At 62.9% G+C, this 22,939-nt stretch carries 21 protein-coding genes and 4 pseudogenes; 10 read left to right on the top strand and 15 right to left on the bottom strand.

Annotated features, from left to right (window positions below; all coding sequences use genetic code 11):
• Positions 1-260: 260 nt before the first annotated feature.
• The 3 genes from GCT19_RS25420 to GCT19_RS25430 are packed head-to-tail and all read left to right on the top strand — an operon-like array spanning position 261 to position 2,558.
• On the top strand, positions 261-1,226 hold the full coding sequence (locus tag GCT19_RS25420; protein ID WP_152853465.1) for a polysaccharide deacetylase family protein: 966 nt from the start codon (positions 261-263) through the stop codon (positions 1,224-1,226).
• Entirely contained in the window at positions 1,223-1,978 is a 756-nt protein-coding gene (locus tag GCT19_RS25425; RefSeq protein WP_152853466.1) for a GntR family transcriptional regulator, read from the top strand. The genes GCT19_RS25420 and GCT19_RS25425 overlap by 4 nt, the downstream gene beginning before the upstream one ends.
• A complete protein-coding gene (locus tag GCT19_RS25430) occupies positions 1,968-2,558 on the top strand; it encodes a flavin reductase family protein (RefSeq protein WP_013093401.1) in 591 nt (196 codons plus the stop codon). The genes GCT19_RS25425 and GCT19_RS25430 overlap by 11 nt, the downstream gene beginning before the upstream one ends.
• Positions 2,559-2,739: 181 nt before the next feature.
• Here GCT19_RS25430 and GCT19_RS25435 read toward each other — a convergent pair whose 3' ends face one another.
• The 3 genes and pseudogenes from GCT19_RS25435 to GCT19_RS25445 form a co-directional block, all read right to left on the bottom strand.
• On the bottom strand, positions 2,740-4,326 hold the full coding sequence (locus GCT19_RS25435) for a gamma-glutamyltransferase family protein (protein WP_152853467.1): 1,587 nt from the start codon (positions 4,324-4,326) through the stop codon (positions 2,740-2,742).
• Positions 4,327-4,437: 111 nt separating this feature from the next.
• A pseudogene (locus tag GCT19_RS25440) lies at positions 4,438-4,791 on the bottom strand (TCP-1/cpn60 chaperonin family protein); the annotation flags it as partial.
• A gap of 65 nt (positions 4,792-4,856) precedes the next feature.
• A pseudogene (locus GCT19_RS25445) lies at positions 4,857-4,969 on the bottom strand (co-chaperone GroES); the annotation flags it as partial.
• A gap of 305 nt (positions 4,970-5,274) precedes the next feature.
• Between GCT19_RS25445 and GCT19_RS25450 the strand changes: the two are divergent.
• Both GCT19_RS25450 and GCT19_RS25455 read left to right on the top strand, forming a co-directional pair.
• Positions 5,275-5,499 (top strand): hypothetical protein, encoded by a 225-nt coding sequence (locus GCT19_RS25450; protein ID WP_018436444.1) that lies wholly within the window; start codon positions 5,275-5,277, stop codon positions 5,497-5,499.
• Between the two features lie 32 nt (positions 5,500-5,531).
• The gene (locus GCT19_RS25455; protein ID WP_152853469.1) at positions 5,532-6,362 is read left to right on the top strand and encodes a CmcJ/NvfI family oxidoreductase; all 831 of its coding nucleotides are present in this window, start codon (positions 5,532-5,534) and stop codon (positions 6,360-6,362) included.
• Here GCT19_RS25455 and GCT19_RS42875 read toward each other — a convergent pair.
• From GCT19_RS42875 to GCT19_RS25470, 3 genes are all read right to left on the bottom strand, one after another.
• On the bottom strand, positions 6,348-6,572 hold the full coding sequence (locus GCT19_RS42875) for a hypothetical protein (protein ID WP_184247495.1): 225 nt from the start codon (positions 6,570-6,572) through the stop codon (positions 6,348-6,350). The two genes, GCT19_RS25455 and GCT19_RS42875, sit on opposite strands and share 15 nt — an antisense overlap.
• 421 nt (positions 6,573-6,993) lie before the next feature.
• Positions 6,994-8,430 carry an LLM class flavin-dependent oxidoreductase gene (locus tag GCT19_RS25465; RefSeq protein WP_152853470.1) on the bottom strand — a complete coding sequence of 479 codons (1,437 nt, stop codon included), beginning with the start codon at positions 8,428-8,430 and terminating at the stop codon, positions 6,994-6,996.
• A gap of 5 nt (positions 8,431-8,435) precedes the next feature.
• Positions 8,436-9,677 (bottom strand): acyl-CoA dehydrogenase family protein, encoded by a 1,242-nt coding sequence (locus GCT19_RS25470; protein ID WP_152853471.1) that lies wholly within the window; start codon positions 9,675-9,677, stop codon positions 8,436-8,438.
• Between the two features lie 277 nt (positions 9,678-9,954).
• Between GCT19_RS25470 and GCT19_RS25475 the strand changes: the two genes are divergently transcribed.
• From GCT19_RS25475 to GCT19_RS25490, 4 genes are all read left to right on the top strand, one after another.
• The gene (locus GCT19_RS25475) at positions 9,955-11,454 is read left to right on the top strand and encodes a sugar ABC transporter ATP-binding protein (RefSeq protein WP_152853472.1); all 1,500 of its coding nucleotides are present in this window, start codon (positions 9,955-9,957) and stop codon (positions 11,452-11,454) included.
• Positions 11,451-12,506 (top strand): ABC transporter permease, encoded by a 1,056-nt coding sequence (locus GCT19_RS25480; protein ID WP_026228992.1) that lies wholly within the window; start codon positions 11,451-11,453, stop codon positions 12,504-12,506. Before GCT19_RS25475 ends, GCT19_RS25480 begins: the two co-directional genes overlap by 4 nt.
• 110 nt (positions 12,507-12,616) lie before the next feature.
• Positions 12,617-13,852 carry an SfnB family sulfur acquisition oxidoreductase gene (locus GCT19_RS25485; protein WP_152853473.1) on the top strand — a complete coding sequence of 412 codons (1,236 nt, stop codon included), beginning with the start codon at positions 12,617-12,619 and terminating at the stop codon, positions 13,850-13,852.
• 38 nt (positions 13,853-13,890) lie between these two features.
• Positions 13,891-14,961 carry a substrate-binding domain-containing protein gene (locus GCT19_RS25490; protein WP_018437006.1) on the top strand — a complete coding sequence of 357 codons (1,071 nt, stop codon included), beginning with the start codon at positions 13,891-13,893 and terminating at the stop codon, positions 14,959-14,961.
• 94 nt (positions 14,962-15,055) lie between these two features.
• Here GCT19_RS25490 and GCT19_RS43535 read toward each other — a convergent pair.
• From GCT19_RS43535 to GCT19_RS25520, 7 genes and pseudogenes are all read right to left on the bottom strand, one after another.
• Positions 15,056-15,260, bottom strand: a pseudogene (locus GCT19_RS43535) (amidohydrolase family protein); the annotation flags it as partial.
• Between the two features lie 6 nt (positions 15,261-15,266).
• Positions 15,267-15,500: a hypothetical protein gene (locus tag GCT19_RS25495; RefSeq protein ID WP_152853474.1), complete on the bottom strand. Its 234-nt coding sequence runs from the start codon at positions 15,498-15,500 to the stop codon at positions 15,267-15,269.
• Positions 15,501-15,565: 65 nt separating this feature from the next.
• Entirely contained in the window at positions 15,566-16,525 is a 960-nt protein-coding gene (locus GCT19_RS25500) for an ABC transporter permease (protein ID WP_152853475.1), read from the bottom strand.
• The gene (locus GCT19_RS25505; protein ID WP_018437003.1) at positions 16,518-17,582 is read right to left on the bottom strand and encodes an ABC transporter permease; all 1,065 of its coding nucleotides are present in this window, start codon (positions 17,580-17,582) and stop codon (positions 16,518-16,520) included. The genes GCT19_RS25500 and GCT19_RS25505 overlap by 8 nt, the downstream gene beginning before the upstream one ends.
• Positions 17,579-19,165: a sugar ABC transporter ATP-binding protein gene (locus tag GCT19_RS25510; protein ID WP_152853476.1), complete on the bottom strand. Its 1,587-nt coding sequence runs from the start codon at positions 19,163-19,165 to the stop codon at positions 17,579-17,581. Before GCT19_RS25510 ends, GCT19_RS25505 begins: the two co-directional genes overlap by 4 nt.
• On the bottom strand, positions 19,162-20,196 hold the full coding sequence (locus tag GCT19_RS25515; protein ID WP_152853477.1) for a sugar ABC transporter substrate-binding protein: 1,035 nt from the start codon (positions 20,194-20,196) through the stop codon (positions 19,162-19,164). Before GCT19_RS25515 ends, GCT19_RS25510 begins: the two co-directional genes overlap by 4 nt.
• 65 nt (positions 20,197-20,261) lie before the next feature.
• Positions 20,262-21,092 carry a DUF1016 N-terminal domain-containing protein gene (locus GCT19_RS25520; protein WP_321576872.1) on the bottom strand — a complete coding sequence of 277 codons (831 nt, stop codon included), beginning with the start codon at positions 21,090-21,092 and terminating at the stop codon, positions 20,262-20,264.
• Between the two features lie 365 nt (positions 21,093-21,457).
• Between GCT19_RS25520 and GCT19_RS25525 the strand changes: the two are divergent.
• Positions 21,458-21,628, top strand: a pseudogene (locus tag GCT19_RS25525) (IS3 family transposase); the annotation flags it as partial.
• A gap of 84 nt (positions 21,629-21,712) precedes the next feature.
• Here GCT19_RS25525 and GCT19_RS45090 read toward each other — a convergent pair.
• Together GCT19_RS45090 and GCT19_RS25535 are read right to left on the bottom strand one after the other, a co-directional pair.
• Positions 21,713-21,961 carry a DUF7685 domain-containing protein gene (locus GCT19_RS45090; protein WP_429262053.1) on the bottom strand — a complete coding sequence of 83 codons (249 nt, stop codon included), beginning with the start codon at positions 21,959-21,961 and terminating at the stop codon, positions 21,713-21,715.
• Between the two features lie 12 nt (positions 21,962-21,973).
• Entirely contained in the window at positions 21,974-22,792 is an 819-nt protein-coding gene (locus tag GCT19_RS25535) for a MetQ/NlpA family ABC transporter substrate-binding protein (RefSeq protein ID WP_152853478.1), read from the bottom strand.
• Between the last annotated feature and the right edge of the window lie 147 nt (positions 22,793-22,939).

Here is a 22,939-nt window from a genome sequence, read left to right on the forward strand (position 1 = left end):
CCCATGCGAAGCCATGCAAACGCAAGACATGTGCCATCCATTGCATTGCGACGCTCGTCGATTGCCGACGTACCGTTGTGCTTAACGTCTACGAGTTGGCTCACATATTGCAAACGATCCGCGGCGTCGATCGTTTGCGATCAGAAGGATGGGATTGCGCGATCACGGTGCGTCTTCGATCCGTCTCGGGGCATGAACTGGCCAATCCGGTTCATCCATAACGTGTCGTGGCGCCTTTCGTCATCCACGATTTCTTGCTCATGAACGACACACGGAACATGCCCCTGGCAGAGAACCGCGCGCGTCAATCGCTTGCCACACATGGCCGCTTTGCCTACCGCCCGATCACCGATAGTGACGCGTTCCGCTGGCCTGGCGACACCGGACTCGCAGTCTATCTTGGCTTCAACATCGAGCACTTTGCGTTCGGCGAAGGCCTCGGTGCGGCACTCGGTCCGCTCTCGCCGCAACCGGATGTGCTGAACCATAGCTGGCGCGAGTACGGCAATCGCGTCGGCGCGTGGCGCTGCATCGAACTGTTCGATCAGCTCGCGCTGCCCGCGGGCACGCTGATCAATACCGCGCTCTACGATCACTGTCCTGAACTGATCGCGGCTTGCGTCGCGCGTGGCGATGAACTGATCGGCCACGGCCACACGAACGCGCACCGGCAGAGCGACCTCGACGAAAGCGGTGAACGCGAGCTGCTTTTGCATTGCTGCGAACGGATCGCGGAAGAATCCGGTACGCCGCCGCAAGGCTGGCTGTCGCCGTGGATTTCGGAGTCGCATCTGACGCCCGATCTGCTGGCCGAGACCGGCTATCGCTACACGTTGAACTGGTGTCACGACGACCGCCCCATACGGATGGCCACGCGTGGCGCGCCGCTGTGGTCGATTCCGTATCCGCAGGAACTCAACGATCTGCCGATGATGGTGGGCCGTCACATGGACGGCCGCGCGTTCGCCGACATGATCGTCGATCAGTTCGACGAGATGCTCGAACAGGCCAATCGCGGCGCGCAAGCGCAGGCGCTGGTGATGGGAATCGCGCTGCATCCGTATCTGGTCGGACAGCCGTACCGGTTGCGGCATCTGCGCCGCGCGCTCGAACATATCGCCACGGCGCGCGCACGAGGCGATGTGTGGATCACCACTCCAGGGGAGATCGCGAGTCATATGGACGATCTGGAGCGGGCCGGCATCGTGCGCCCGGCCGTCGCATGAGCGCGAAAGCCGGCGCGGCCACCGCGAAGAAAAATGCCGGTGACGACACGGATATCAATGCACGCATCTATCAGTCGATCTTCGACGGCGTGATGAATCATCGTTTGATTCCCGGCACGAAGTTACCGGAGCCCGAACTGTGCCAACTGTTCGGCGTGGGCCGCGCGGTCGTACGTCGTGTGCTGGAAAAGCTCGCCTATGACGGCATCGTCGTATTGCGGCCGAACAAGGGCGCGGTAATCGCCGAGCCCTCGCCCGAGGAAACGCGCGAGATATTCGAGGCGCGGCGCTCGGTCGAACGGATGCTGGTAGAGCTTGCCGTGCAGCGCGCGAGTGCGACGGACATCAAGGCGCTGCGGCAACAACTCGCGAGCGAGCATGACGCCATGCACCGCTACGACCAGCCTTCGTGGGCGACGCTCGCCAGCGGCTTTCATATGCGCATCGCCGCGCTGGCCGGCAATTCGATTCTGCAAAATTATCTGAAGGAACTGGTATCGCGCTGTTCGCTGATCGTCGGGGTGTACGAGCCGCCGGGGCATGCGCCGTGCGAGCACGCCGAGCATGCTGCGATTGTCGACTGCATCGAGGCGCGCGACTCGGCGGGCGCAATGGGGCATATGGAAGCGCATCTGCGCGATCTCGAAGAACGCATTGAAACCTCGCGAATGCGCGGCGAGAAAAGCCTCGGCCAATTGCTCGGCATCATTGAACACGCGACGACGAACCAGGCGGCCCGACATGGAAATTGATTTCGAAGCGATCACCGAATACCAGCGCTACAAGCTGATGGCGAGCCTGATCGTGCCGCGTCCGATCGCGCTCGTCACCACGCTCGGCGCCGACGGTACGATCAACGCCGCGCCGTTTTCGATGTTCAATATGCTCGGCGAAGAACCGCCGATCGTGATGATCAGCATTAACCGCGTGGCGGACGGCACGCTGAAGGACACGGCGGTCAACATCGTGCGGACCGGCGAGTTCGTCGTGCATCTCGCCGACGAGACGATCGCCGAAAAAATGCATCGTTGCGGGGAAAGGCTGCCGCCCAACGTTAGCGAACTTGTCGAGGTCGGCTTGACGCCGGTGCCGAGCTCGTGCGTTGCGCCGCCGCGCATTGCCGAAGCGCCGGTTGCGTTCGAGTGCACGATATGGGAGACGCTGGAGACCACCACCCGGCAGATCTTTATTGGCCGCGTACATCGGCTGCATGCGCGCGACGAGTTGATCGACACCGAAACGTGGCGCGTGCGTTTGCAGCACTACTTTCCGGTGGGCCGTTTCGGCGCGAGTGACTATGTGACGACGCGTGACCGCTTTACGTTGGGTTGACGTTGACGTTGACGCGTATGGACCACAAGCGTTAGCCCCTTCAGCGATCAACGCGCGTATAGACGCGCTTGTGTTAGCTGGCGAATCACTGCGTCTGGACCGTGTGCGTAGGCCGCCACGCAGGCGAACCTGAACGGCCCGCGTGAACCAGCATGCGGGAAAGAACCCACGCGCCGATCCATCACACGCTGAGCGCGCGGCCATCGCTGCGCGGATCGTGCGCGCCTGACACCGCGCCGTCCGCATCGATGCGTATCACACCAGGGTGACCCGCGAGCGGACTCTGCGTCGGGATCGCGCTCACCTCGTGGCCGCGCGCGGCGAGCGCCGCGAACACGTCGGCGCCTGCGTCTTCTTCGAGCTTCAGCGCATCGCGCGTGTCGGAGAACGTCTTGCCGAGCAGAAAACGCGGACGGGCGAGTGCGGTGAGCGGGTCCATCCCGTAGTCGATCAGCCGCGTGAGAATGGCGGCGAGCGTTTGCGGCTGACCGTCGGCGCCTTGTGTGCCGAACAGCAGGTACGGGCGGCCGTCTTTCAGGTACATGCCGGGGTTGAGCGTATGAAAAGGGCGCTTGCCCGGCCGCACCGCGTTGTGATGCGCGGGGTGCGTGCTGAACGACGCGCCGCGGTTGTGCCACAGAATTCCGGTATCGCCCGCGACTACGCCGCTGCCCCAGTCGAAGTAGACCGTTTGCAGCACGCTGACGCTGCGGCCCTGGCTATCCGTCGCGCCGATGAACACCGTGTCGCCCGGATGGAAGACGTGTGGCCACGCTCGCGCTCGATGTGGGTCGATCGAACGAGCATGGGCGTCGAGCGTCGCGGGCGACAGCATCTGCTCGACGGGCACGGTGTTGAACTCGGGATCCGATACGAAGCGGTCACGGTCGACGAACGCGCACTTCACCGCTTCCACCAGCAGGTGATAGTAATCGGCACTCCCTTCGCGAATCGCGCCGATGTCGAAGCGATCCAGCGTGCCCATGATTTGCAGTGTCGTCACGCCTTGGGTAGGCGGACGCAGGCTCACCAGTTCGCCGCCGCGATACCCGACCCGCAGCGGTGCTTCGTCGCGCGCGCGGGTTCTGGCGAGATCGCTCGAAGTGAGCGGCGAGCCGGCCTGCTGCAAACCGCGCGCGATGCGCTCCGCCAGTTCGCCTTGATAAAACTCGCGTGCGCCGAAACGGGCAATCCGCTCGATGCTCTTTGCCAACGCCGGTTGTGTGAAACGTTCGTCGACAGCGGGAATCCTGCCGTGCGGAGCGAAGGTTGCCGCAAAGCCCGGCAATGTATTCAGTTCGTCGGCACGTAGGCTTTGCCAGAAATGCTGCGACGGCGTGACGGGAAAGCCCTCGCCGGCATAGTTGAGCGCGCGGTCGAACAGCGACGACCACGACTGTGTGCCGCCCCATGCGCTTTTGCTGATCTCGTACGCGTGCTGCCATGCATCGACGGTCGCGGCGGTGGTGAGCGCGGACGCCGCGCCGCGCAACGGAATCGCCCCGTCGAACGCGGGCAGTTGCGCCGGGGCCTGGCCGATGCCCGACAGCGTGCGCAAGGTTCCCTCGCGGTCGCCGATTACCCAGAACGCGTCGCCGCCGAGTCCTGTGAAATGCGGATACGTCACGCACAGCGCGGCACCGATCGCGATAGCCGCTTCGATCGCGTTGCCGCCGGCGCGCAACACGTCGCAGCCGGCCTCGCTCGCCAACGCGTGGGGGCTGGTGACCATGCCGCCGGTCGGGCCGGCGAGTCGCGTGTCGCGCATCGATTGCTGCTCCGTTACAGGAGACGAGCGCGCGTGAGCTCGTCGGAGTACGGATTATATGTTCACGCAGCGCGTCGAAAAAAATCGACGCCGATCTTCGACGCGCAATCAACGCAGTGCACCCAGCGGGTTCAGGGCCGCCGCGACGTACTTGTTGCCCTCGCGCACGATCGCCTGTGCGAGCACGGTCGCAGTCGTGATGCCGTCGCCGGCGAGATCGCCGGTCTTCGAGGCCACTTCCTTGACGAGTTGCGCGCCGAGGTTCTGCAGTTTGTCGGCCAGCTCGATTTCATTTGCCACTGACACGCCGTCCTTGGTCACGACCGGCGCGCCGAAGCTACGCTCCAGCACGACGTTACGGCCCTTCGGACCAAGCGTGACCTTCACGACGTCGGCCAGAATATTGACGCCCTCGATGAGCTTCGAGCGGGCGTTGTCCGCGAATACGATGTCCTTTGCTGCCATTTGATTCGACTCCTTGAGCGTTCAGGTTCAGCGGTTCACGACCGCAACGATGTCTTCTTCGCGCAGCCCTGATCAGGCTTCTCGGGGCGCTGTCGGGAAGCACGATGCCCGAGGCGGTGCGGGTTTCCTGATCCAGTCGTTTGTCGATCACGCGATCGTGCAAGGGACGCAAACTGATTCGCTTTTTCCTCCAACCTATGCTTCAAACTGGCACTCCGTGGCTCGGAGTGCTACCTGAAATCGAGTATAAAAAAACAGCCCGATGACGCCCCAATAAGTGTTTTGCACATTGATAGCCTGGCGCAAGGAATGTGCTAGTCGTGTAGAGCGTCGGTGCACTCGACGCACCGACGCGCCACGCGCTTCGAACGGCCAGCCTGTGCAACGTCCAAACGCTGCAAAGCAATGCACAAATGCTTGTTTGTGCATTGCCACTTCACTGACTAGATTCAACCAAGGTTGCCATGAGCAGGAGGGCGCGTCATGTCGATGAGCCTCGCATCGTTTTACCGTCTGGCCGTGCTTCATCCGTTCGAATTCGTGCGTCAGCGCGCGCAGGCGCGGCCTGTGCCGTCTGTACCGGAGCATACGTGCAAGGACGATCCGGAGCGCCTCGAACGCATTGCCCGCTATGCGCGCGCCGGCTACTTCAACATCACAGTCACATCCGGTTCTTGTCAGATCATCGGCGAAATAGCGCCGGACTGAATTCGTCCACTCCCAGGCATGGAGCGTAACTCATGAGCGATGTCGTCATTGAACAGCCGGCCGTCGTCGAAGCCGCCTTGAACTATCTCGTCGCGACGGGGGAAAAGCCCGCTACCTACGCTTATGAGCCGCCTGCTGGCGTGCCGCAGCGCAGTGGCGTGTATCGGACGCAGCGTGTGAACATCGTCAATGCGCGGGTTTCGCCACCGCCGGGTGGTTTATCGTTGGACCGCAACGGTTTCGAGTTGCGGCAGCACGCGAGCGTGCTCAGCGATTTCACGGACCCTGCTGCGATAGAACGCATTTACTATCCGGAGTCGGAGGCGCTGCTAAGGGGCTGGACGGGCGCGAAGCGCGCCGTCATCTTTGATCACACGATTCGCGACGGCCATGCGGCGCGTCCAGGCACCGTGCGCGAGCCGGTCAAGTTCATTCACAACGACCAGACCTTCGTGTCGGGTCCGCGCCGCGTGCGCGATCACCTGCCGCCGCATGAAGCGGAAGAACTGCTCAAGGGCAGGGTGGCGATCGTCAACCTGTGGCGTCCCATCGGATCGACGGTCGAATCGTCGCCGTTGGCGTTGTGCGATGCGCGCAGTATTGCGCCGACCGATCTGGTGCCGTCGGATCTGATCTATCAGGACAAAGTCGGCGAGACCTATGCGTTCGTGTTCAACCCGAAGCATCGCTGGTACTACTTTCCGCTGATGAAGGCGGAAGAAGTCCTGCTGCTGAAAATCTACGATTCCGCTGGCGACGGTGTCGCGCGGCTGACAGCACATACGGCATTCGATGATCCGTCGTCGCCGCCGGACGCAAGACCGCGTCGGAGTATCGAACTGCGCACGCTATTGTTCTTCTGATGCTTGCCGAAGCGTGCACGAGCATATCCCGCCGAGATCCGGCAGGAACCGCGGCACGCCGATCACGGGCATGACGGCCGTCAATTCGGAATACGCGAGCCGGCCGCGTGCATCGAGAATCAGATAGTCGAGTCCCGCGCTCACGCCGAGCATTTCCGAAGGCCGCGAGCCCGCCCGATGCTTCGATGCTCTTCTTCGCGAAGCGGTCATCGACGAGTTCGGTTGCGACCTGTTTGACCTTGGTTGAGCATCTCGCGAAAGCTCCCGTGCATGCTCGACATCATTCAGGAAACACAGGCTCGTCGATACGCCGGGCTCCGTAGCAACAGCGCATTCAGGTGATTTACGCGTGTCATGGCAGCTTACGGCGCCATGCTTCTTTATGCATCGCGAAGCGACGCGCCAGGCGCAAGCCCGGCCTGCGACGATACGGGTCTTTCGTCTTCGGTACCCGCCAGCTCCGCTCAGATCTGGCGCAAACGATGCGGCGCGTACACGCGCAGCGCGACGGGCCATCCAAGTCCCGTCAGCAGCAGTGCGGCGAACACATAAGGCAAGATTGCATTAGCGCCTGGCGCGCTGCTGGATAGACGGAGGAATGTGAACAGCGGCATGACCGGCCGCAACGCGCTTACCTCACCGCTGCGGGTTCGGCATCGGGCGGTGTTGCCGTGACGTGCTGCGCCTGTTGCGACTCGCGCTTGATCCGCTCGATATCGCGAAAGCGGGTAGCCGGATGCGTCTGCGGCAGGCGCGCACCGTCGCCGAACAGCTTCTCGCGCAGCGTGCCGGGCGTGTACGCGGTCGGATAGACGCCGCGGCGCTGCAACTCGGGCACGAGGTAATGGACGACGTCTTCGAACGTTTCGTGCGCGATGGCATACGCAAGGTTGAATCCGTCAACGCCGGTTGCCTTGACCCATTGCTGCAGGATGTCCGCCACTGTCGAAGGCGATCCGACGAATACAGGCCCCATGCCGCCGACGCCGCCCCAGATCGCGAGTTCCTCGATGGTCCATGCCTTGTCGCCGCCTGACAGATGTTCGACGGCCGAGACGATGGCGTTGGTTTCGACGCGTCTCACGAGATCGGTGGGCGCGTACTGGCCGAAGTCGATACCCGTCCATCCCGACATGAACACGAGCGATCCGTCATACGACACATAGCGCTTGTACTCATCGAACTTCGCCTGCGCCTTCGCATCGGTTTCATCGACGATCACGGTGACGAGGTTGTAGATAAGCAGCTTGTCCGGATCGCGTCCTGCTTCCGCTGCCTGGCGTCGCACATCGCTGACGTAGTTTTTCAGGACGGCTTGCGTCGGCGCGGCGACGAACACGCATTCGGCGTGCTGCGCAGCGAATGCCTTACCCGGGCCCGATGCACCTGCCTGAAAGAGCACCGGCGTGCGCTGCGCAGAAGGCTCGCAAAGGTGATAGCCGGGCACTTCGAAGTACTTGCCCTTGTGGCCGATTTCGTGGACCTTCTCCGGATGCGTGAACACGCGCTTCTCGCGGTCGCGGACAACCGCGCCGTCTTCCCAGCTTCCTTCCAGAAGCTTATACAGAACTTCGACGTATTCCGTCGCGACTTCATAGCGATTGCCGTGATCGCGCAATCCGCCTTCGCTGATGTTCTTCGCGCCGCTCTCCAGATACGACGTGACGATATTCCACGCGAGCCGGCCCTTCGTCAGATGATCGGCGGTCGAGAGGCGGCGCGCGAAGGTGTACGGATGCTCGAAACTCGTCGACGCCGTGATGCCGATGCCAAGGTGCTCGGTGACCATCGCGATCGGCGCGGCGAGTTGCAGCGGATCGTTGACGGGAATCTGCGCGGCCTGATGCAGCGCGTGATAGTTGTTGCCCTTGTAGACGTCGTAATAGCCGATCACGTCGGCGATAAAGATGCCGTCGAAAATACCTTTCTCCAATACCTTCGCGAGATCCGTCCAGTATTCGAGATCCTTGTATTGCCACGAGCGGTCGCGCGGATGGGCCCACAAGCCCGGCGACTGATGACCGACGCAATTCATCTCGAATGCGTTGAAGCGAATGGGTTTGGTCATGACGCTCACTTGCTCCCCCGGCCGGGGCCGTTGCCGATGCTCCAGATAAACGGCGGCTCCTTGCCGTTAATCACCCAGTCGCCGACGATGCGCGCCTTGTAGACGAGGGGATTGTGCGACGACACGGTGCGCGCGTTGCGCCAGTGACGATCGAGCGCCTGCGTGGTGCTGGTCGCCGACGCACCGAGCGCATCGAACAGATGCGTCGCCGCGCGCAATACGAGTTCCGACACGACAAGCTGGCTCTGCGCCGATTCGAGTTCGGCATCGACGTTGGCGCGATGCTGCGCTTCGGCATCGTTGGAAAAACGGGCTTCGTACGCGCGTTGCAAAGGCTGCGCCGCCTGCCCTGTCAGCGCCTGTGCCGCATAGGCCCATGAGGCGATTTCGCCCGCCACCTGCTGGATCTGCGCGTCTTCGCTCACGTGCGGCGCATTGCCGTGACTATAGATGCGCTTGCGCTGCCGCACCAGCGTGCCGACGTCGCGCGTAATGGCCGCACCGATGCCCGCCAGTGTGGCGACATGCACCAACTGATAAAACGCAGTCTGATACTTGAAGCGCCGCTCGAACGCAATGATGTCATGCGCATCGACCGAGGCATTGATGAATACGGTCGTGCCGCTGCCCGTGGTTGTCTGGCCGAACCCGTCCCAGTCGTCCTTGCGCAACACACCGGGTTGATTCGTGCTGACGGCGGCGATTACGTCGGCGCCGTCTTCCTCGCGTTTCGCGAGCACGTCGATCCACTCGGCAAAGATGCTACCCGTGCTGTAGTACTTCGAGCCATTCACCACGTACTGGCCATCGCGTCGGGATACGCTGGTCGACAGCGTGCCGACGGCGACGTCACCCACCTCGGACCACGCGCTGCCCACCAGTTGTCCGCTCACGAAGCGGTCGAACCAGGTGTTGCGCTCGGTGCCGGGCGGCACATTCAGCCAGTCTTCGACGAAAGCGAAGTGCGCGCGCAACGCCTGCGGCAGATTCGAATCGGCCGCGGCGAGTTCGATCAGAAGACGAAACAGTTGCGGCAGCGATGCACCGGCACCGCCATGCGCGACCGGTATCCGCACTGCGCCGAAGCCCGCGTCCTTGAGCCAGCCAATCGCTTCATGCGGCAATTCGCGCGAACGGTCGCGCTGTGCCGCACCTTCGGCGATACGCGCGAAGATTGGGCGAAAGCGATTGGCGAGTGATTCGTAGTCGGTTCCGACGGAGAGATCGGCGGCGTGCGATGAGGTCATGCAGATCCTTTGAAAGGCGGTAGCGAAGCCCACGACGCGCATGGAGCGCTGGACAAAGGCGAGTATAAAAATCACCGCTCGCCGCGCGTAAATAACGGATTGGCAGATCGTTATCCGTATGGCGACTTATGTCGACGATAGCGGCGGTATGACTGCGGGGACAGAAAGTGCCATCAATCGGTTGAGAATACTAAGCATATGAATAGCGATTCGTTTGCGGCATGGACGAGCTTGTCTAGCATGAAAGGTCATGCATCCAGAAGCGATCCTCCCTGCAATGAATCAGCCTGTCCTGAAGGCGGTCTCCATCACGAAGCGATTCGGCGCGACGACTGCGCTGACCCATCTCGATCTCGACATCCGTGCGGGAGAGGTGGTGGCGTTGATGGGCGCGAACGGCGCGGGCAAATCGACGCTCGTCAAGATAATCAGCGGCGTCTACGGAGCGGATAGCGGTGCGCTGACGTTGCGCGGCGAACCCTTCGCGCCTTGGTCGCCGCAGCAGGCCAAACGGCTTGGCGTCGCGACCGTGCATCAAAGCACCGCTGATGCCGTGGTCCCGACGTTATCCATTGCGGATAACCTGCTGCTCGATCAGCTTTGCGATGCGGCGACTGCGTGGCGTATGACGCCAGCGGTGCGCGTCGATGCCGCACGGCCACTTGCGCTGCGCGTGGGACTCGAAGTCGACCTGTCTGCGCCGTTGCATACGCTGTCGCTGGCAGGGCAGCAACTTGTGACCCTGGCGCGTGCATTGGCCGGCAATCCGTCGTTGCTGATTCTCGATGAGCCTACGGCGAGTCTTTCTGCGCCGGAAGCGGAGCGGCTTTTCGCCTTGATCGAGCGTTTGCGTGCCGACGGCGCGGCGATATTGCTGGTGTCTCACCGGCTAGGTGACTTGCGCCGCATCGCGGACCGCGTGACCGTCATGCGCGATGGCCGCATCGTGGCGAATCTGCGTCCGCCCATCGATTTCGACGCCGCGGTAGAAACGATGATCGGCCATGCACTGCCCGCCGATCGCGCTGCGCCGCACGACAGCGGCACATCCAGCGACGTGGTGTTCAGCGCGCGCGATCTGAAGCTGACGCCAGCTTCGATACCTTTCGATCTGGACGTCGAAGAAGGCAAGATCGTGGCGATTGCAGGCCCCATCGGCGGCGGAAAATCGCGTCTCGCGCGCGTCATTTTTGGCGAAACGCGCGCCGTGCAAGGCGACATGCAGTTGCTCGGCAAGCCATGGCGACCGCGCTCGCCCGCTGACGCGATTCGCGCGGGTGTCTACCTCGCGGGAGAAGACCGCTGGCGCTCGTCGCTGTTTCCGGACAGCGTGCCGTTCGCATCGATCGCGGGCACACTCAGTTTTCCATTTCTGCCACGCTGGCATAAGGGCGGCTTCGTGCGTCGTGAGACGGAGCGGGCGGCGGCCGGCGAGGCGATTGCCGCATTCGGCGTGCGCTGCACGGGACCGGACGACCGGCTGTCGCGTCTGTCGGGCGGCAATCAGCAAAAGGTCGTGCTCGCGCGCTGGCACGCGGAACCATCGAAGCTGTTGCTGCTCGACGAACCGTTTCAGGGCGTCGATGCAGGCGCGCGCGCCGACATCGTGGCACTGCTGCGCAAGCGTGCGGCGGGGCGTGCCACGCTGGTGTTCGTCAGCGATCTCGAAGAAGCGTTCGAAATCGCCGATCGCGTCGTGCATTTCGATCGCGGTACGACACTCGAGCGCGCGGCTCCCGCCGATTCTCTTTCTTTTGTTGCTCTCCCTCATTCATGAAATCCACCACCCCGTCCGTGACGACGAACGTCCCTGCCGAATCGACGGCGCGCCCGCGCTCGGGCAGTCTGCGCGAGCATCTGGAACGCACGGGCATCCTGCTGGTGCTGGCCGTCCTGATCGTCGTGTTCGCGGTGCGCGAGCCAGCCTTTCTGAACGTCGACAATCTGCTGAGCATTCTGCAGGCCGTTTCGATCGTCGCGCTGCTGGGCATAGGCGTCACGATCACGCTGGCGGCAGGCGGCTTCGATCTCTCGGTAGGCAGCGTCGCTGCAACCGCGCAAATGGTCGCGAGCTATGTGCTGATCGTATGGCATGGCGGAGCGTGGAGCGCCGTGCTGGCCTGTCTGGCATTCGGCGTAGTCGCGGGCCTGTTCAATGGTGTGCTTATCACACGTCTGCGCGTGCCCGACCAGCTTGCCACGCTCGGCACGCTGTTCCTGCTGGCAGGTCTGCAATTGATTCCGACAGGCGGGCGTTCGCTTGCGACGGGCACCGTGCTGCCCGACGGCACGGAAGCGACGGGCAGCTTTCCCGATCTGTTTCTCGCGCTGGGGCGTTCGCGCCTGTTGGACATCGTGCCGCTGCCTGTTCTGCTGCTGGCGGCGTTGACGGCGGTGGCGTGCTTCGTCATGGAGGCGACGCGCTGGGGGCGGGTGATCTATGCGATCGGCGGCAACGAAACGGCCGCGCGCCTCGCCGGCGCGCCGACGGCTCGCTATCGCATCGCGGCCTATGTCGCGTCATCGACGATTGCCGCGTTGGGCGGTGTGCTGATTGCGGCACGCGTCGGCCGGGGCGATGTGAGCGCGGGGCATTCGTTGCTGCTCGACGCCGTCGCGGCGGCGCTGGTCGGCTACGCGGTATGGGGCGCGAAGCGGCCCAACGTGCTCGGCACGGTGGTGGGCGCGGTGTTCGTCGGCGTGCTGCTCAACGGCCTGACCATGCTGAACGCGCCGTACTACATGCAGGACTTCATCAAGGGCGTGCTGCTCGTGTTTGCATTGGCTTTCACATTCAGTGTCGGCTCGCGTTCGGGTGCGCGCGGGTGAGACGAGAAAACCATCTGCGCATCGACGTCATATCCATTTGCAAATCGCTCAGTTTGTGATCGTGACGAGCGTTGCTAGTCTGTGCCGATAGTCATCAAAGGGAGACATTCATGGCCGAAACCGACGTAGCCGATCAACAGCAGACGGACGCGCATGCCCGCGCGGTGCGGGTGATCGCCGACGATGCGCAAGCCATTGCCGTCGCGCATGAGCTGGCGCGGCGTATTGCGGCGGGTGCATCCGAGCGCGATCGCGAGCGCCGGTTGCCGCGCGAAGAGATCGAGTGGTTCTCGCAATCGGGGCTGTGGGGCATCACGGTGCCGAAGGCGTATGGCGGCGCGGGTGTGTCGTTCGTCACGCTGACGGAGGTCATCAAGATCGTCTCTGCGGCCGATCCGTCGCTTGGCCAGTTGCCGCAGAATCATTTCGGCCTGGTCGATGTGATTGTGTTGACAGGCACCGAAGAACAAAAGCGCTATTTCTTTGCGGAAATCCTGGCGGGCAAGCGCTTCGGCAACGGCTTCTCCGAAAAGGGCACGAAGAACGTGCTCGATCTCAGGACCACGGTGCGGCGCGATGGCGACGACTATGTGATTGACGGCACGAAGTTCTATTCGACAGGGGCACTATTCGCGCACTACGTGCCCGTGCTTGGGCTCGATGAAGAACGCAAAGCGTGGCTCGCGTATATCCCCAAGGGCACGGCGGGCCTTGAGGTCATCGACGACTGGTCCGGCTTTGGCCAGCGTACGACGGCAAGCGGTACGGTCACGCTGGAAGACGTGCGCGTGCCGGCGTCGCACGTGCTGCCTGCGCAGCGCGTTTCCGACGAACCAACACTCAATGGCCCCGTGTCGCAGATCATTCAGGCTGCCATCGATGCAGGCATCGCGAAAGCCGCCATCGCCGATACGCTCGAATTCGTTCGCACGCGCGCGCGACCGTGGGTCGACAGCGGCGTCGACAAGGCCGGCGACGATCCGCTCACGCTGCGTGAAATCGGCCGCCTGCATATCCAGCTGCATGCCGCCGAAGCGCTGCTCGAACGCGCTGCACGCGTGCTCGACGAATTGTCGGCCAAAGGCGCGACCACGGAAGACGATGTCGCGCGTGCCTCGGTCGCCGTCGGCGAGGCCAAGGTATTGACGACCGAAATCGCGCTGCTGGCCGGCGAAAAGCTCTTCGAACTCGCGGGCACGCAGTCGACCCTGAGCGAACACAACTTCGACCGTCACTGGCGCAACGCGCGCACGCATACGCTGCACGATCCTGTCCGATGGAAGTATCACCTCGTCGGCAACTACTATGTGAACGGCGTGAAACCGGCACGTCACGCATGGAACTGACGCTGCCGGTAATCAGGCATCAAACAAGGGGACTTTCGATGAAATCGCTGTTTCAAAGCCGTTCGATCTGGGTGCGTGCGCTGGGCGCACTGACGTTGTGCTCGGCTGCCGTGCTGTCTGCGGTATCCGCACATTCCGAGCCGCTCAAAGGCGCACCGGCGCCGTTCGACAAGGGCGGTGTGCGGATCGCGCTCGTCAATTATCTGTCGACGGGTGACTTCTTCCAGGCTTACGAAGCGGGCGCGCAGAAGCAGGCCAGGGCGCTGGGTGTCGACTTGCGCATCTACGAGGGCCGCCAGGATGCGTCGGAGCAGCGCGAGCAGATCCAGCAGGCAATCAGCCTGGGTGTCTCGGCGATCATCGTCAATCACGGCTTGCCGGAGTCGCTGAAAGATGTCGTGCAGCGTGCGCTGGACAAGGGCGTCAAGGTCGTCGCGTTCGACGTGGATCTCGCCAATCCGAAGGTGCCGCAAATCGAGCAGAGCGATCGCGATCTCGCGTCACTGTTGCTCGATCAGGCTGTGAAGGACAACGGCGACGCGTTCGCAGCGGGTTACGTGTATGTCGCGGGCTTCGCGCCGCTCGACAGGCGTGACGCCGTGTGGCGCGACTTCAAGCGCGCGCATCCGAACGTGCAGGAAAAGGCGCGTTGGGGCACGGTGGATAACCCGATCGCGCAGTCCGTTGCGAATCAGGCGTCGGCCGCGTACCGCGCGCATCCGGAGATTCGCGTCGTGTTCGCACCATACGACGAGTTTGCGCGCGGCGCCAAACTGGCCGCTGACGAAGCCAGACTGTCGTCGAAACTGCGCATTTACAGCGCGGACATTTCGACTGCCGATATCGAAGCGATCCGCGCGCCAGGCAGCGCCTGGGTGGCGACAGCGGCGACCAATCCCGCCGTGGTCGGCGCCGTGTCGGTACGTGCGGCGGCCCTACTGGTGGCAGGACAGGACCCGGGTCATCACATCGTGGTGAAGCCGACGCTGATCACGCGCGACGATCTGTTGAAAAACGACATCAAAACGATTGCGGACCTTGGCGAGAAATTCCCTGCCTTCCGTTCGAGTGAGGCGGCCACCGCTGCGTGGATTCCTGCCTCGCAATAAGCCGCGAGAAACGTGGCACAGGCTGGCAGTGTCGAAGCGTCACTTCGAACCGCTGCAAAACGAAGGCCGCGTACAACGCGCGGTACTCACGCTCCAACGTACAGCTATCGTCGAAGCCGTAGCCGGTCGGCTGGACGATGACCGCGCGCGTGAGACCTAGCGCCTTTTGCACTTGCCGGCATGCGCTCAGTAGGCGGCGGAGCAGCGCTCGCGTGCGGCGCGAACGGATAGCCCTCTTCGTAGATATGGATGTGGCAATCGCTTGGGCCTGGGTGCATCGCTGCCAGAGTCGGATTCATAGGATGTCAGAGGCTGGTGGAGACCGACGACGGCGTGGCCGTGTTCCCACCGCTTGCGAATCGGCCTACGCGGCTCGCGCGGGCCGCATTGACCGCAACCTCCGGTATGGCTCCTCGCAGCATTGCTTCGACTTGCGACACTGTTTCGAGCGCCTGATGTTCGGTTGCCTGCGGCGTAAGACCGCCGATATACGGTGTCGCGATCACCTTCCGATGCCGCGCGAGAACCCGCGACGGCATCTGATCCGCTTCACTGCCGACATCCAGCGCGCAACCCGCCAGAGCGTGCCGAGCAATGCGGAACGCTAGGCCTGTTGCTCGCTCCGCGACGCGAAGCTGAACGCCAGCACCGCGAAGATCAGCACGCCCGTGGCGACCTGCTGCCAGTAGAAGTTCCAGCCGATCAGCAACAGCCCGTTTGCCACCAGGCTCAGCAGCAGCACGCCGAGTAGCGTGCCGGGCACATTGGGCCGCCGCGCGCGCGACAGCGTCGTACCGATGAAGGTCGCGCCGATGGCGTTGAGCAGATAGCCGTTGCCAGCTTGCGGCACATAGGCTTTCACCATCGATGACAGCAGCAGGCCCACCACGCCATAGATCAGCGCGCCCGCCACGAAAGTTGCCGCGACAATGACCGCAACCGGCAGGCCCGAATAACGAGCGACGCCGGGTTGCGTACCGAGTGCGGCACTGTAGCGGCCGAACACCGAATGCGCGAGCGACACGTGTACGACTAACGCGAGCGCCGCCACGATCCACAAGGGCACCGGTACGCCGGCGCACGTGCCGTGCGCGAGCGCGCCGAACAGCGGCGGCAACGGGAGGCCCAGCAGGTAGACGGGTTGGCCGCCATCGGTCGCAAGCTGCTGCAGAGTCTGGCCGATGAAGAGCGTGCCGAGCGTCGCCAGAAATGGTGCGATGCCGAGGGCCGCCACCAGCATGCCGTTGAACGCGCCCACCAGCAGCGCTGCGCCGAGCGCGGCCACGGCGGCCAGCGGTACCCCCACGTGATGTGCGCTCAAAAGGACGAAAACGAGGCTGCTAACGTCGATAGCCGTGCCAAGCGACAGGTCGACGGCGCCGATCGATAGGGCAAGGGTCATGCCGAGCGCAGCAATCGCCAGCAGCGCGAAATCGTTGAGCAGCACATTGCCTAGATTGCGGGGCTGCGCAAATCCTGGCGAGCACACCGCGAAGAATACGCTGACGGCGACCAGCGCGCCCGGCAGCGAAAAGCGCTGGATGCGCACGAGCCGATCAGTCATGAGCATGCGTTCCGAGGTGACGGCGACGCAGCAGCGCCGTGGTGGAGACGACGAACAGAATCAGCGCTCCTTCCACGCCGTTGACCCAGTAACTGGAGACGTTGTCGAGCTGAAACCCGTTGCTGACGACGCCGATGAAGAGCACGGCCAGCAGCGTGCCCGGCATCGTCGGCACCATGCGCCGCGAGAAAACCACGCCGAGCAGCGCCGCTGCCACTACGGCCAGCAGGTTTTCGCCCGCGCCGGGCGAACTGCCGCTCAGGAGCGCCGACGACGCCAGCGCGGCGAGCGCCGCCGCGAAGCCGCCGAGCAGATAGCTTGCGGCCGCATAAGCGCGCACATTCAATCCCGCCGCGCGGGCTGCCTGGGCGTCTTCGCCGCACGCGCGCAGGCGCAGCCCGAATGGCGTGTAGTGCACCAGCAGAGTGACGAGCACGGCGACGGCGAGCAACGCCGTCGCAAGATGCGGGATACCTGATGCGCCTTCGCCGATCAGGAAGGCGAGCAGTGGGGAAGTAGCCGGCACCGAGGTGTTCTGCGTGAGCACGAGTTCGAGGCCCGCGCAAAGGTTCATCGTTGTGAGCGTGGCAAGCAGCGGCAGGATGCGCAGGCCGAGCACCGCGAAGGCATTGAGCGCGCCGATCGTCACGCCCGCCGTGAGCGCGAGGCCGACCGCGCCCGCGCTCGACACACCCGCACGCAGTGCCACCGCATGAGCCGCGGCGCATAGACCCATGTTGGCGGCGATCGACAGATCCAGGCCACCTTTGATCGAGTCCGCGCCGCCGCCGATCAGCACTGCGGTGAGACCGAACCCGAGCGCGCCGAGCACCGCCGACTGCTGCACGATATTGGCGAGATTGGCGAGCGTGAGAAAGAGCGGGGAGGTCGCCGCGAAGACCGCGAACACCAGTGCAAAGGCCAGCACGGCGCCGCCGCGCAGCCAGAATTGCGCGCCAGGGGCGTCTGGCTGGGGCGTCGTCGAACCGGTGCGATCACTGGCGAGATCGTCGTTGCCGCGCAGCGCATCCAGGCGCTCGATCACCTTGCCGATCATGCTGCATTCTCCTGTTTCGGCGCGCTTTCTTCGGGCGACCGCGCGAGCGTGGCCCACGCGAGCAGGTCCTGGGCATGGGCAGCGTGCGAGGGCACGTTCTGGACGATTGCACCACGCGCAAGCACGAGTACGCGGTCGGTCACCTCGAGCAGTTCGTGCAGATCGCTGGAGAAAATCAGCACGGCCGCGCCTTCAGCCACGAGCGCATCGATGAGGCGATAGATGTCTGCTTTCGCGCCGACGTCCACGCCGACTGTCGGCTCGTCGAGGATATAGATGGCCGCGCCGTCGTCTGTCTTGCGGCTGAGCCACTTGCCGAGCGCAACTTTCTGCTGGTTACCGCCCGAGAGATGACGCACAGGCGCTTGCGGGCCAGGCGTGCGCACGCCGAGCGTGTCGATCAGTGCACATGCTGACGCGGTCTCGCGGCGCGTATTCAATACGCCAAAGCGGCTGAAGCGCGCGAGGCTCGGCAGTGAAAGGTTGTCGCGCACGGACAGTGCAGTCGCGACACCTTGGCGGCGTCGATCCTCAGGCACGAAAGCGATGCCCTGGCGCACTGCGTCGGCCGGTCGGCACAAGCGCACGGCCTTGCCGCGCACACGCAATTCGCCACGGACTCCGCGCTCCAGGCCGAACAGGCTGCGCACCAGAGGCTTGCCGCCCGAGCCGACCAGCCCCGTTACGCCCAGCACTTCGCCCCGCCTTAGCGCGAAGGACAACGGCCCGAAGCGTCCCGGGGCGCAGAGATCTCGTGCTTCAAGCACTACCTCCCGGGGCGATGCGTTTTCACGGCGCGAACGCGCCGCAGGCTGTGTGCCGATCATCGCCGAGACAAGCGCGTCGACAGTCGTGTCGCGCGCATCGACGTGCGCCACATCGACGCCATCGCGCAATACCGTCACGTGGTCGCACAGCGACGCTATCTCGTTCAGATAGTGCGAGACATAGAGGATCGTGAGGCCGCGTGCACGGAGGCGATCAATCGTCTGCAACAGGCGCTCGACCTCGCGGCTCACGAGCGCGGCGGTCGGCTCATCGAACACGAGGATGCGCGGCGTGCGCATGAGCGCGCGCGTGATCTGTACGATCTGCTGCTCTGCGACGCTCAATTCGCCGATCAGACGCTCCGGTGGCAACGCGATGTCGAAATGCTCGGCCAGCGCCTCGTTCGCGCGGCGGCGCATGCGGCGCAAATCGAGCGGCAGCAGGGCGCGCAGACGGCGCACGCCGGGCACGGCTACTGGCTCGTCGCCGAGCGCGAGCGCTTCGGCCACCGTGAATGTCGGTGAGAGCAGACGCTCCTGATGAATGAAGGCAATCTCGCTGCGCACTCCCGCGCCAATCTCAACGCCATCGACCTCAATCTCGCCCGCGTCCGCTCGCTCGAGCCCCGCGAGAATCTTGATGAGCGTAGATTTCCCGGCGCCGTTCTGGCCAATCAGTCCATGCACCGTGCCCCGCGCGGCGCTCAACGATGCGCCACGCAGCGCCTGCACGCCGCCGTACTGCTTCGAGAGAGCGCGCAGTTCGAGGGCGGGCGCAATGGCTGGGGCCCGCTTGCCGTTGAGCGGCTCACTCATTTCGAGGCGAGCTGGCCGGACTGCGCGGACTGACCGAGCGTCTTCTGCACTTCGGCAGCGTTGTCCTTGGTCACGAGAATCGACGGGACGTAAGTGTAGGGCGGCAGATTGCGCTCGCCACCGAGATAGCGCGCGACATTGTCGACGGCGGTCTTGCCGATCAGCGCGGGCTGCTGCGCCACCACAGCGGCAGCGCTCGACTTCGGATCCTTGACTAGCGACACCACGTCCGGACTGCCGTCGACGGCATAGGTGCGAATCTCGCTGCGATGCGCTGCATCGACGGCCTGGGTCGCCCCCACCTGCGGCACGTCCCACGCGGCCCAGATCGCCGAGATTTGCCCCTTGGGGTATTTCGTGAGCAACTGGCTCACCTGCGCATAGGCGCTCTGCACGGTGTTGGGAATCACATCGCGCAATTCCGGCTCGATGATGTGCACCTTCGGGTAATACTTGAGCACGGCCTTCAACTGGTCGTAACGGATCGCGCACACGGGCACGCCGTAGAAGCCGTTGAATACGAGTATGTTGCCTTCACCATGGATGTCGTTGACGAGTTTGAGCGCCAGTTGTTCGCCGATGAAAAAATTGTCCGATGTGGTGGCGTTGAGGCTCGACGGCGACGCCGTATCGATGGTGAACAGCGGGATGCCGGCCTGGCGAATTTTTTGCAACCACGGCTCCAGCACAGTCGCGGTACCGAGCTGCTCGATGATGGCGTCGGGCTTCTGTGCGATGAGCGTCTGTATCTGCGCGATCTGGCGATTGTCGTTACGGCCCGCGTCAAGCGCGATCGGCGTGCCGCCCAGACGCTTCACCTCGTCGATGGCGCCTTGATAGGCTTTCAGATCCCAGTAGTGGTCCGTGCCCACCGCCGTAATACCTATGCGCTTGCCTTTGAGCGAAGGTACATCGGCATCACCTTGGGCGTGGGCTACGGCGTTGAATCCTGTCAATACGCCGAGGGCGATGGCAAGCGCGGCAGCGGCGCGTTTGATCGGAGCGAAGGAGCGGGTTGTCTCGCGGTTCATGTCGTAGTCGATTCGTTGTCCAGGCTTTCGCCGTGTGAAGGGGGAAGTCGCACTGTGCTGCGAATCTAAACCGCATGGACGGAGAAGGTGAAACATCGAATTGAGCTAAAGATAGTTGGCACTGGATGGAATACTTTCCGGGGAATCGCTGTGGAAGCCGGGCGCCAGGTGTTGGGTGCTGAGCATCGCAAGTCGCGCGCTGTCGATGAGGAGCATCGATTCATGAACGCTGGATTGTCCAATGGAGCATAACGCGTATATCTCGCTCGATACGGGCAAGATCTGGCGGACTTCCCATTCGAGTGACGCGTTCGACGAGGAGCTCTCTGACAATCGTTATGTGGCGATACCGCATAAGAACGAGTTTGATCTCGGAGGACATCACGCCTTGCGCTTTGTCGCACAAGGAGTTGCGTGCGCGTTACGGGCAGGTCGAGGGATTCTTGCGGCGGCAGGGGGCCTGTGCGCGTTTCAAAGGTTTGCTCGAGCGTGAAGGCGTTCTCGAGCGTTGGTATTCGCTGGAGGCCGAGCCGGTCGGCGAAGTCCGTGACGGCGCTGCCGGCACGCGCATGCGCCGCCGTCTCGATCTGCATGGTCAGCACGCTGCGCGACCAGCCGCGCTCGAGCGATTTTTCTGCGTACCAGAGCCGCTGGGCGCCGTCGTCCAGCTTGTCGAGCAGCGTGACGACATGCGACCACGGTAATTGTGCAACGGGCTGTTGCACAAATTCCGGCTGCGGAAAGGCTTGCGCCAGGGCTCGCATGTACTTGAGGTTGCGCGAGGAGAATCCGCGCATGTCGGGAAAGGCTGCCCAGCCTTGCTGCTCCTGCCGCTCGAGAATGTCGCGGCCGATCTGCCAATACAGGGTGACCAGCTCGCGATTTGCGCTGACCACGGCGCGTTGTGACGCGCGCGCTCGACGCGCTGCTTGAGCTCGGCCATCGCATCGCATCAAAAATATTGATAAATTATGTTATGTCAAATAATGTTGACGGAAAGCTCGCGCGCGCCTTGCCAATGAGATTCACGGAGATGGACACCCGTACGCCAATGCTTTCGCGCTTTCGCGCTTTCGGGCTTTCCGCTCATCGCTCATCACGCGTATTGACCATACCAGTGCAATGAATCTCTGGTGCGGATTTTCTGGCGCTTGATAGTACTGCGCGACCTAAAGAATTGAGATCTGCCCTCCGTCTTGCTACTGCTGCAATGCGAGCGCAACGCGGTCGAGTACGTGCTGATTCAGTACCGGCATTGGCGAGAGTCGTTCGAGAAACGTTTTACCCTCGGGACTGGCAGGCCGTCAGCACCGACCAATTCATCGAGGTCGTTGACTCGTACATTCGCTGGTACAACGAGAAACGGATCAAGATCTCGCTTGGCGCACTCAGTCCGGTTGAATACCGGGAGAGTCTCCGGCTGACAATATAAACCAGTCCAAGAATTCCGCCGCACCCACTGTGCGGACATTTCAGAATGGCTTTGACATTTAGTGTAGGTCCCAAACCGCGGAGCTCAAAGGCATCGAGCGCAATCCGGTCGCCCAGGAGCTGGAAATGGAACTGGTGGGCCTTCCCCCTCGCAGTCAAACATCCGGATGGGGTCAAGCCGGACATTCTCGAAATCGGTGAATCCGGTCGACTCGGCTGTCCTGGCATTGAAGCACGAAGTGCAGAGCAATTCACAGGTGCCATCGCCGGAGCCACAGTGGATGATGTCCCAAGGCGGAGTCGAGTTACCGCATTGTTCGCATCGCTCGTGCACCGCCCGTTCACATCATTCCGACGGCTTCGAGAAACCCGCAAAACGTTCGTCGATTACACGCTTGAACTCTGCCGATCTGTACGCGGTCGCAATATCTTTCACATACGGCTTGTGCAGATCGGCCGTGCGCACCGCGACGAGGTTCAGATAGTACGGCGGGATTTTCTCGAGCAGCAGCGCATCGGTTAGCTTGAGGCCGGAGGCCAGCGCAAAGTTGCCGTTCACAAATGCGTAGTCGACGTCATCCAGAGAACGCGGCAACTGTGCGGCTTCCAGCGGCACCAGCTTGATCTTGTGCGGGTTGGCATCGATATCGCGCTCCGACGATTTGACGGGATCGATGCCGGGCTTGAGCGTCACCCAGCCAAGCTGCTGCAGCAGGATGATAGCGCGCGCCTGATTGGTGACATCATTCGGCAGCGACACCGTGGCACCGTCCGTCAGTTCATCGAGACGCTTGTGCTTGTGACTGTATAGTCCGATCGGCGCCGTGGGCACCTTTACCAGTTCCGACAGCGCGAGCTTATGATCCGCCGAGAACTTCTTCAGATACACCTCGTGCTGGAATGCGTTGGCATCGAGCGCGCCATCGGCGAGCGCGAGATTCGGCTGAACATAATCGCTGAATTCGACGATCGTCACCTTGTAGCCTTCCTTCTCCAGCTGCGGCTTGATGCCATAGCGGATCTGATCGGAATACGGCCCGGCCGTCGCGCCGAAACGGATTTCCTTCTTGTCGGGATCGGCGGCATGCGCGGTCACGCTGACTGCGATCAACGCGCCGAGAGCGATGACAGTCAAGGGCGACCATGCACGGCGGAAAGCTTTCATCGGGTTCTCCTCTGAGCCGTCGCGCCCGTGGGTTGGGCCCGGCGACCTTTTATCGGTTGTAGGCATGTGAGCTTACAAAAACGTCAGCCCTTGCCAAACCAACAAATCAATCTTTGGTTTCTTCTGGAAGTGAATACGGCTGACCGT

It is taken from the genome of Paraburkholderia atlantica, assembly GCF_009362785.1.
GTDB classification, from domain to species: Bacteria; Pseudomonadota; Gammaproteobacteria; order Burkholderiales; family Burkholderiaceae; genus Paraburkholderia; species Paraburkholderia atlantica.

What these genes read in the sequence shown, in the direction of transcription:
- GCT19_RS25420 (WP_152853465.1), top strand. Translation starts at nt 261, where the DNA reads ATGAACGACACACGGAACATGCCCCTGGCAGAGAACCGCGCGCGTCAA.
- GCT19_RS25425 (WP_152853466.1), top strand. Translation starts at nt 1,223, where the DNA reads ATGAGCGCGAAAGCCGGCGCGGCCACCGCGAAGAAAAATGCCGGTGAC.
- GCT19_RS25430 (WP_013093401.1), top strand. Translation starts at nt 1,968, where the DNA reads ATGGAAATTGATTTCGAAGCGATCACCGAATACCAGCGCTACAAGCTG.
- GCT19_RS25435 (WP_152853467.1), bottom strand. Translation starts at nt 4,326, where the DNA reads ATGCGCGACACGCGACTCGCCGGCCCGACCGGCGGCATGGTCACCAGC.
- GCT19_RS25450 (WP_018436444.1), top strand. Translation starts at nt 5,275, where the DNA reads ATGTCGATGAGCCTCGCATCGTTTTACCGTCTGGCCGTGCTTCATCCG.
- GCT19_RS25455 (WP_152853469.1), top strand. Translation starts at nt 5,532, where the DNA reads ATGAGCGATGTCGTCATTGAACAGCCGGCCGTCGTCGAAGCCGCCTTG.
- GCT19_RS42875 (WP_184247495.1), bottom strand. Translation starts at nt 6,572, where the DNA reads ATGACCGCTTCGCGAAGAAGAGCATCGAAGCATCGGGCGGGCTCGCGG.
- GCT19_RS25465 (WP_152853470.1), bottom strand. Translation starts at nt 8,430, where the DNA reads ATGACCAAACCCATTCGCTTCAACGCATTCGAGATGAATTGCGTCGGT.
- GCT19_RS25470 (WP_152853471.1), bottom strand. Translation starts at nt 9,677, where the DNA reads ATGACCTCATCGCACGCCGCCGATCTCTCCGTCGGAACCGACTACGAA.
- GCT19_RS25475 (WP_152853472.1), top strand. Translation starts at nt 9,955, where the DNA reads ATGAATCAGCCTGTCCTGAAGGCGGTCTCCATCACGAAGCGATTCGGC.
- GCT19_RS25480 (WP_026228992.1), top strand. Translation starts at nt 11,451, where the DNA reads ATGAAATCCACCACCCCGTCCGTGACGACGAACGTCCCTGCCGAATCG.
- GCT19_RS25485 (WP_152853473.1), top strand. Translation starts at nt 12,617, where the DNA reads ATGGCCGAAACCGACGTAGCCGATCAACAGCAGACGGACGCGCATGCC.
- GCT19_RS25490 (WP_018437006.1), top strand. Translation starts at nt 13,891, where the DNA reads ATGAAATCGCTGTTTCAAAGCCGTTCGATCTGGGTGCGTGCGCTGGGC.
- GCT19_RS25495 (WP_152853474.1), bottom strand. Translation starts at nt 15,500, where the DNA reads ATGCCGTCGCGGGTTCTCGCGCGGCATCGGAAGGTGATCGCGACACCG.
- GCT19_RS25500 (WP_152853475.1), bottom strand. Translation starts at nt 16,525, where the DNA reads ATGACTGATCGGCTCGTGCGCATCCAGCGCTTTTCGCTGCCGGGCGCG.
- GCT19_RS25505 (WP_018437003.1), bottom strand. Translation starts at nt 17,582, where the DNA reads ATGATCGGCAAGGTGATCGAGCGCCTGGATGCGCTGCGCGGCAACGAC.
- GCT19_RS25510 (WP_152853476.1), bottom strand. Translation starts at nt 19,165, where the DNA reads ATGAGTGAGCCGCTCAACGGCAAGCGGGCCCCAGCCATTGCGCCCGCC.
- GCT19_RS25515 (WP_152853477.1), bottom strand. Translation starts at nt 20,196, where the DNA reads ATGAACCGCGAGACAACCCGCTCCTTCGCTCCGATCAAACGCGCCGCT.
- GCT19_RS25535 (WP_152853478.1), bottom strand. Translation starts at nt 22,792, where the DNA reads ATGAAAGCTTTCCGCCGTGCATGGTCGCCCTTGACTGTCATCGCTCTC.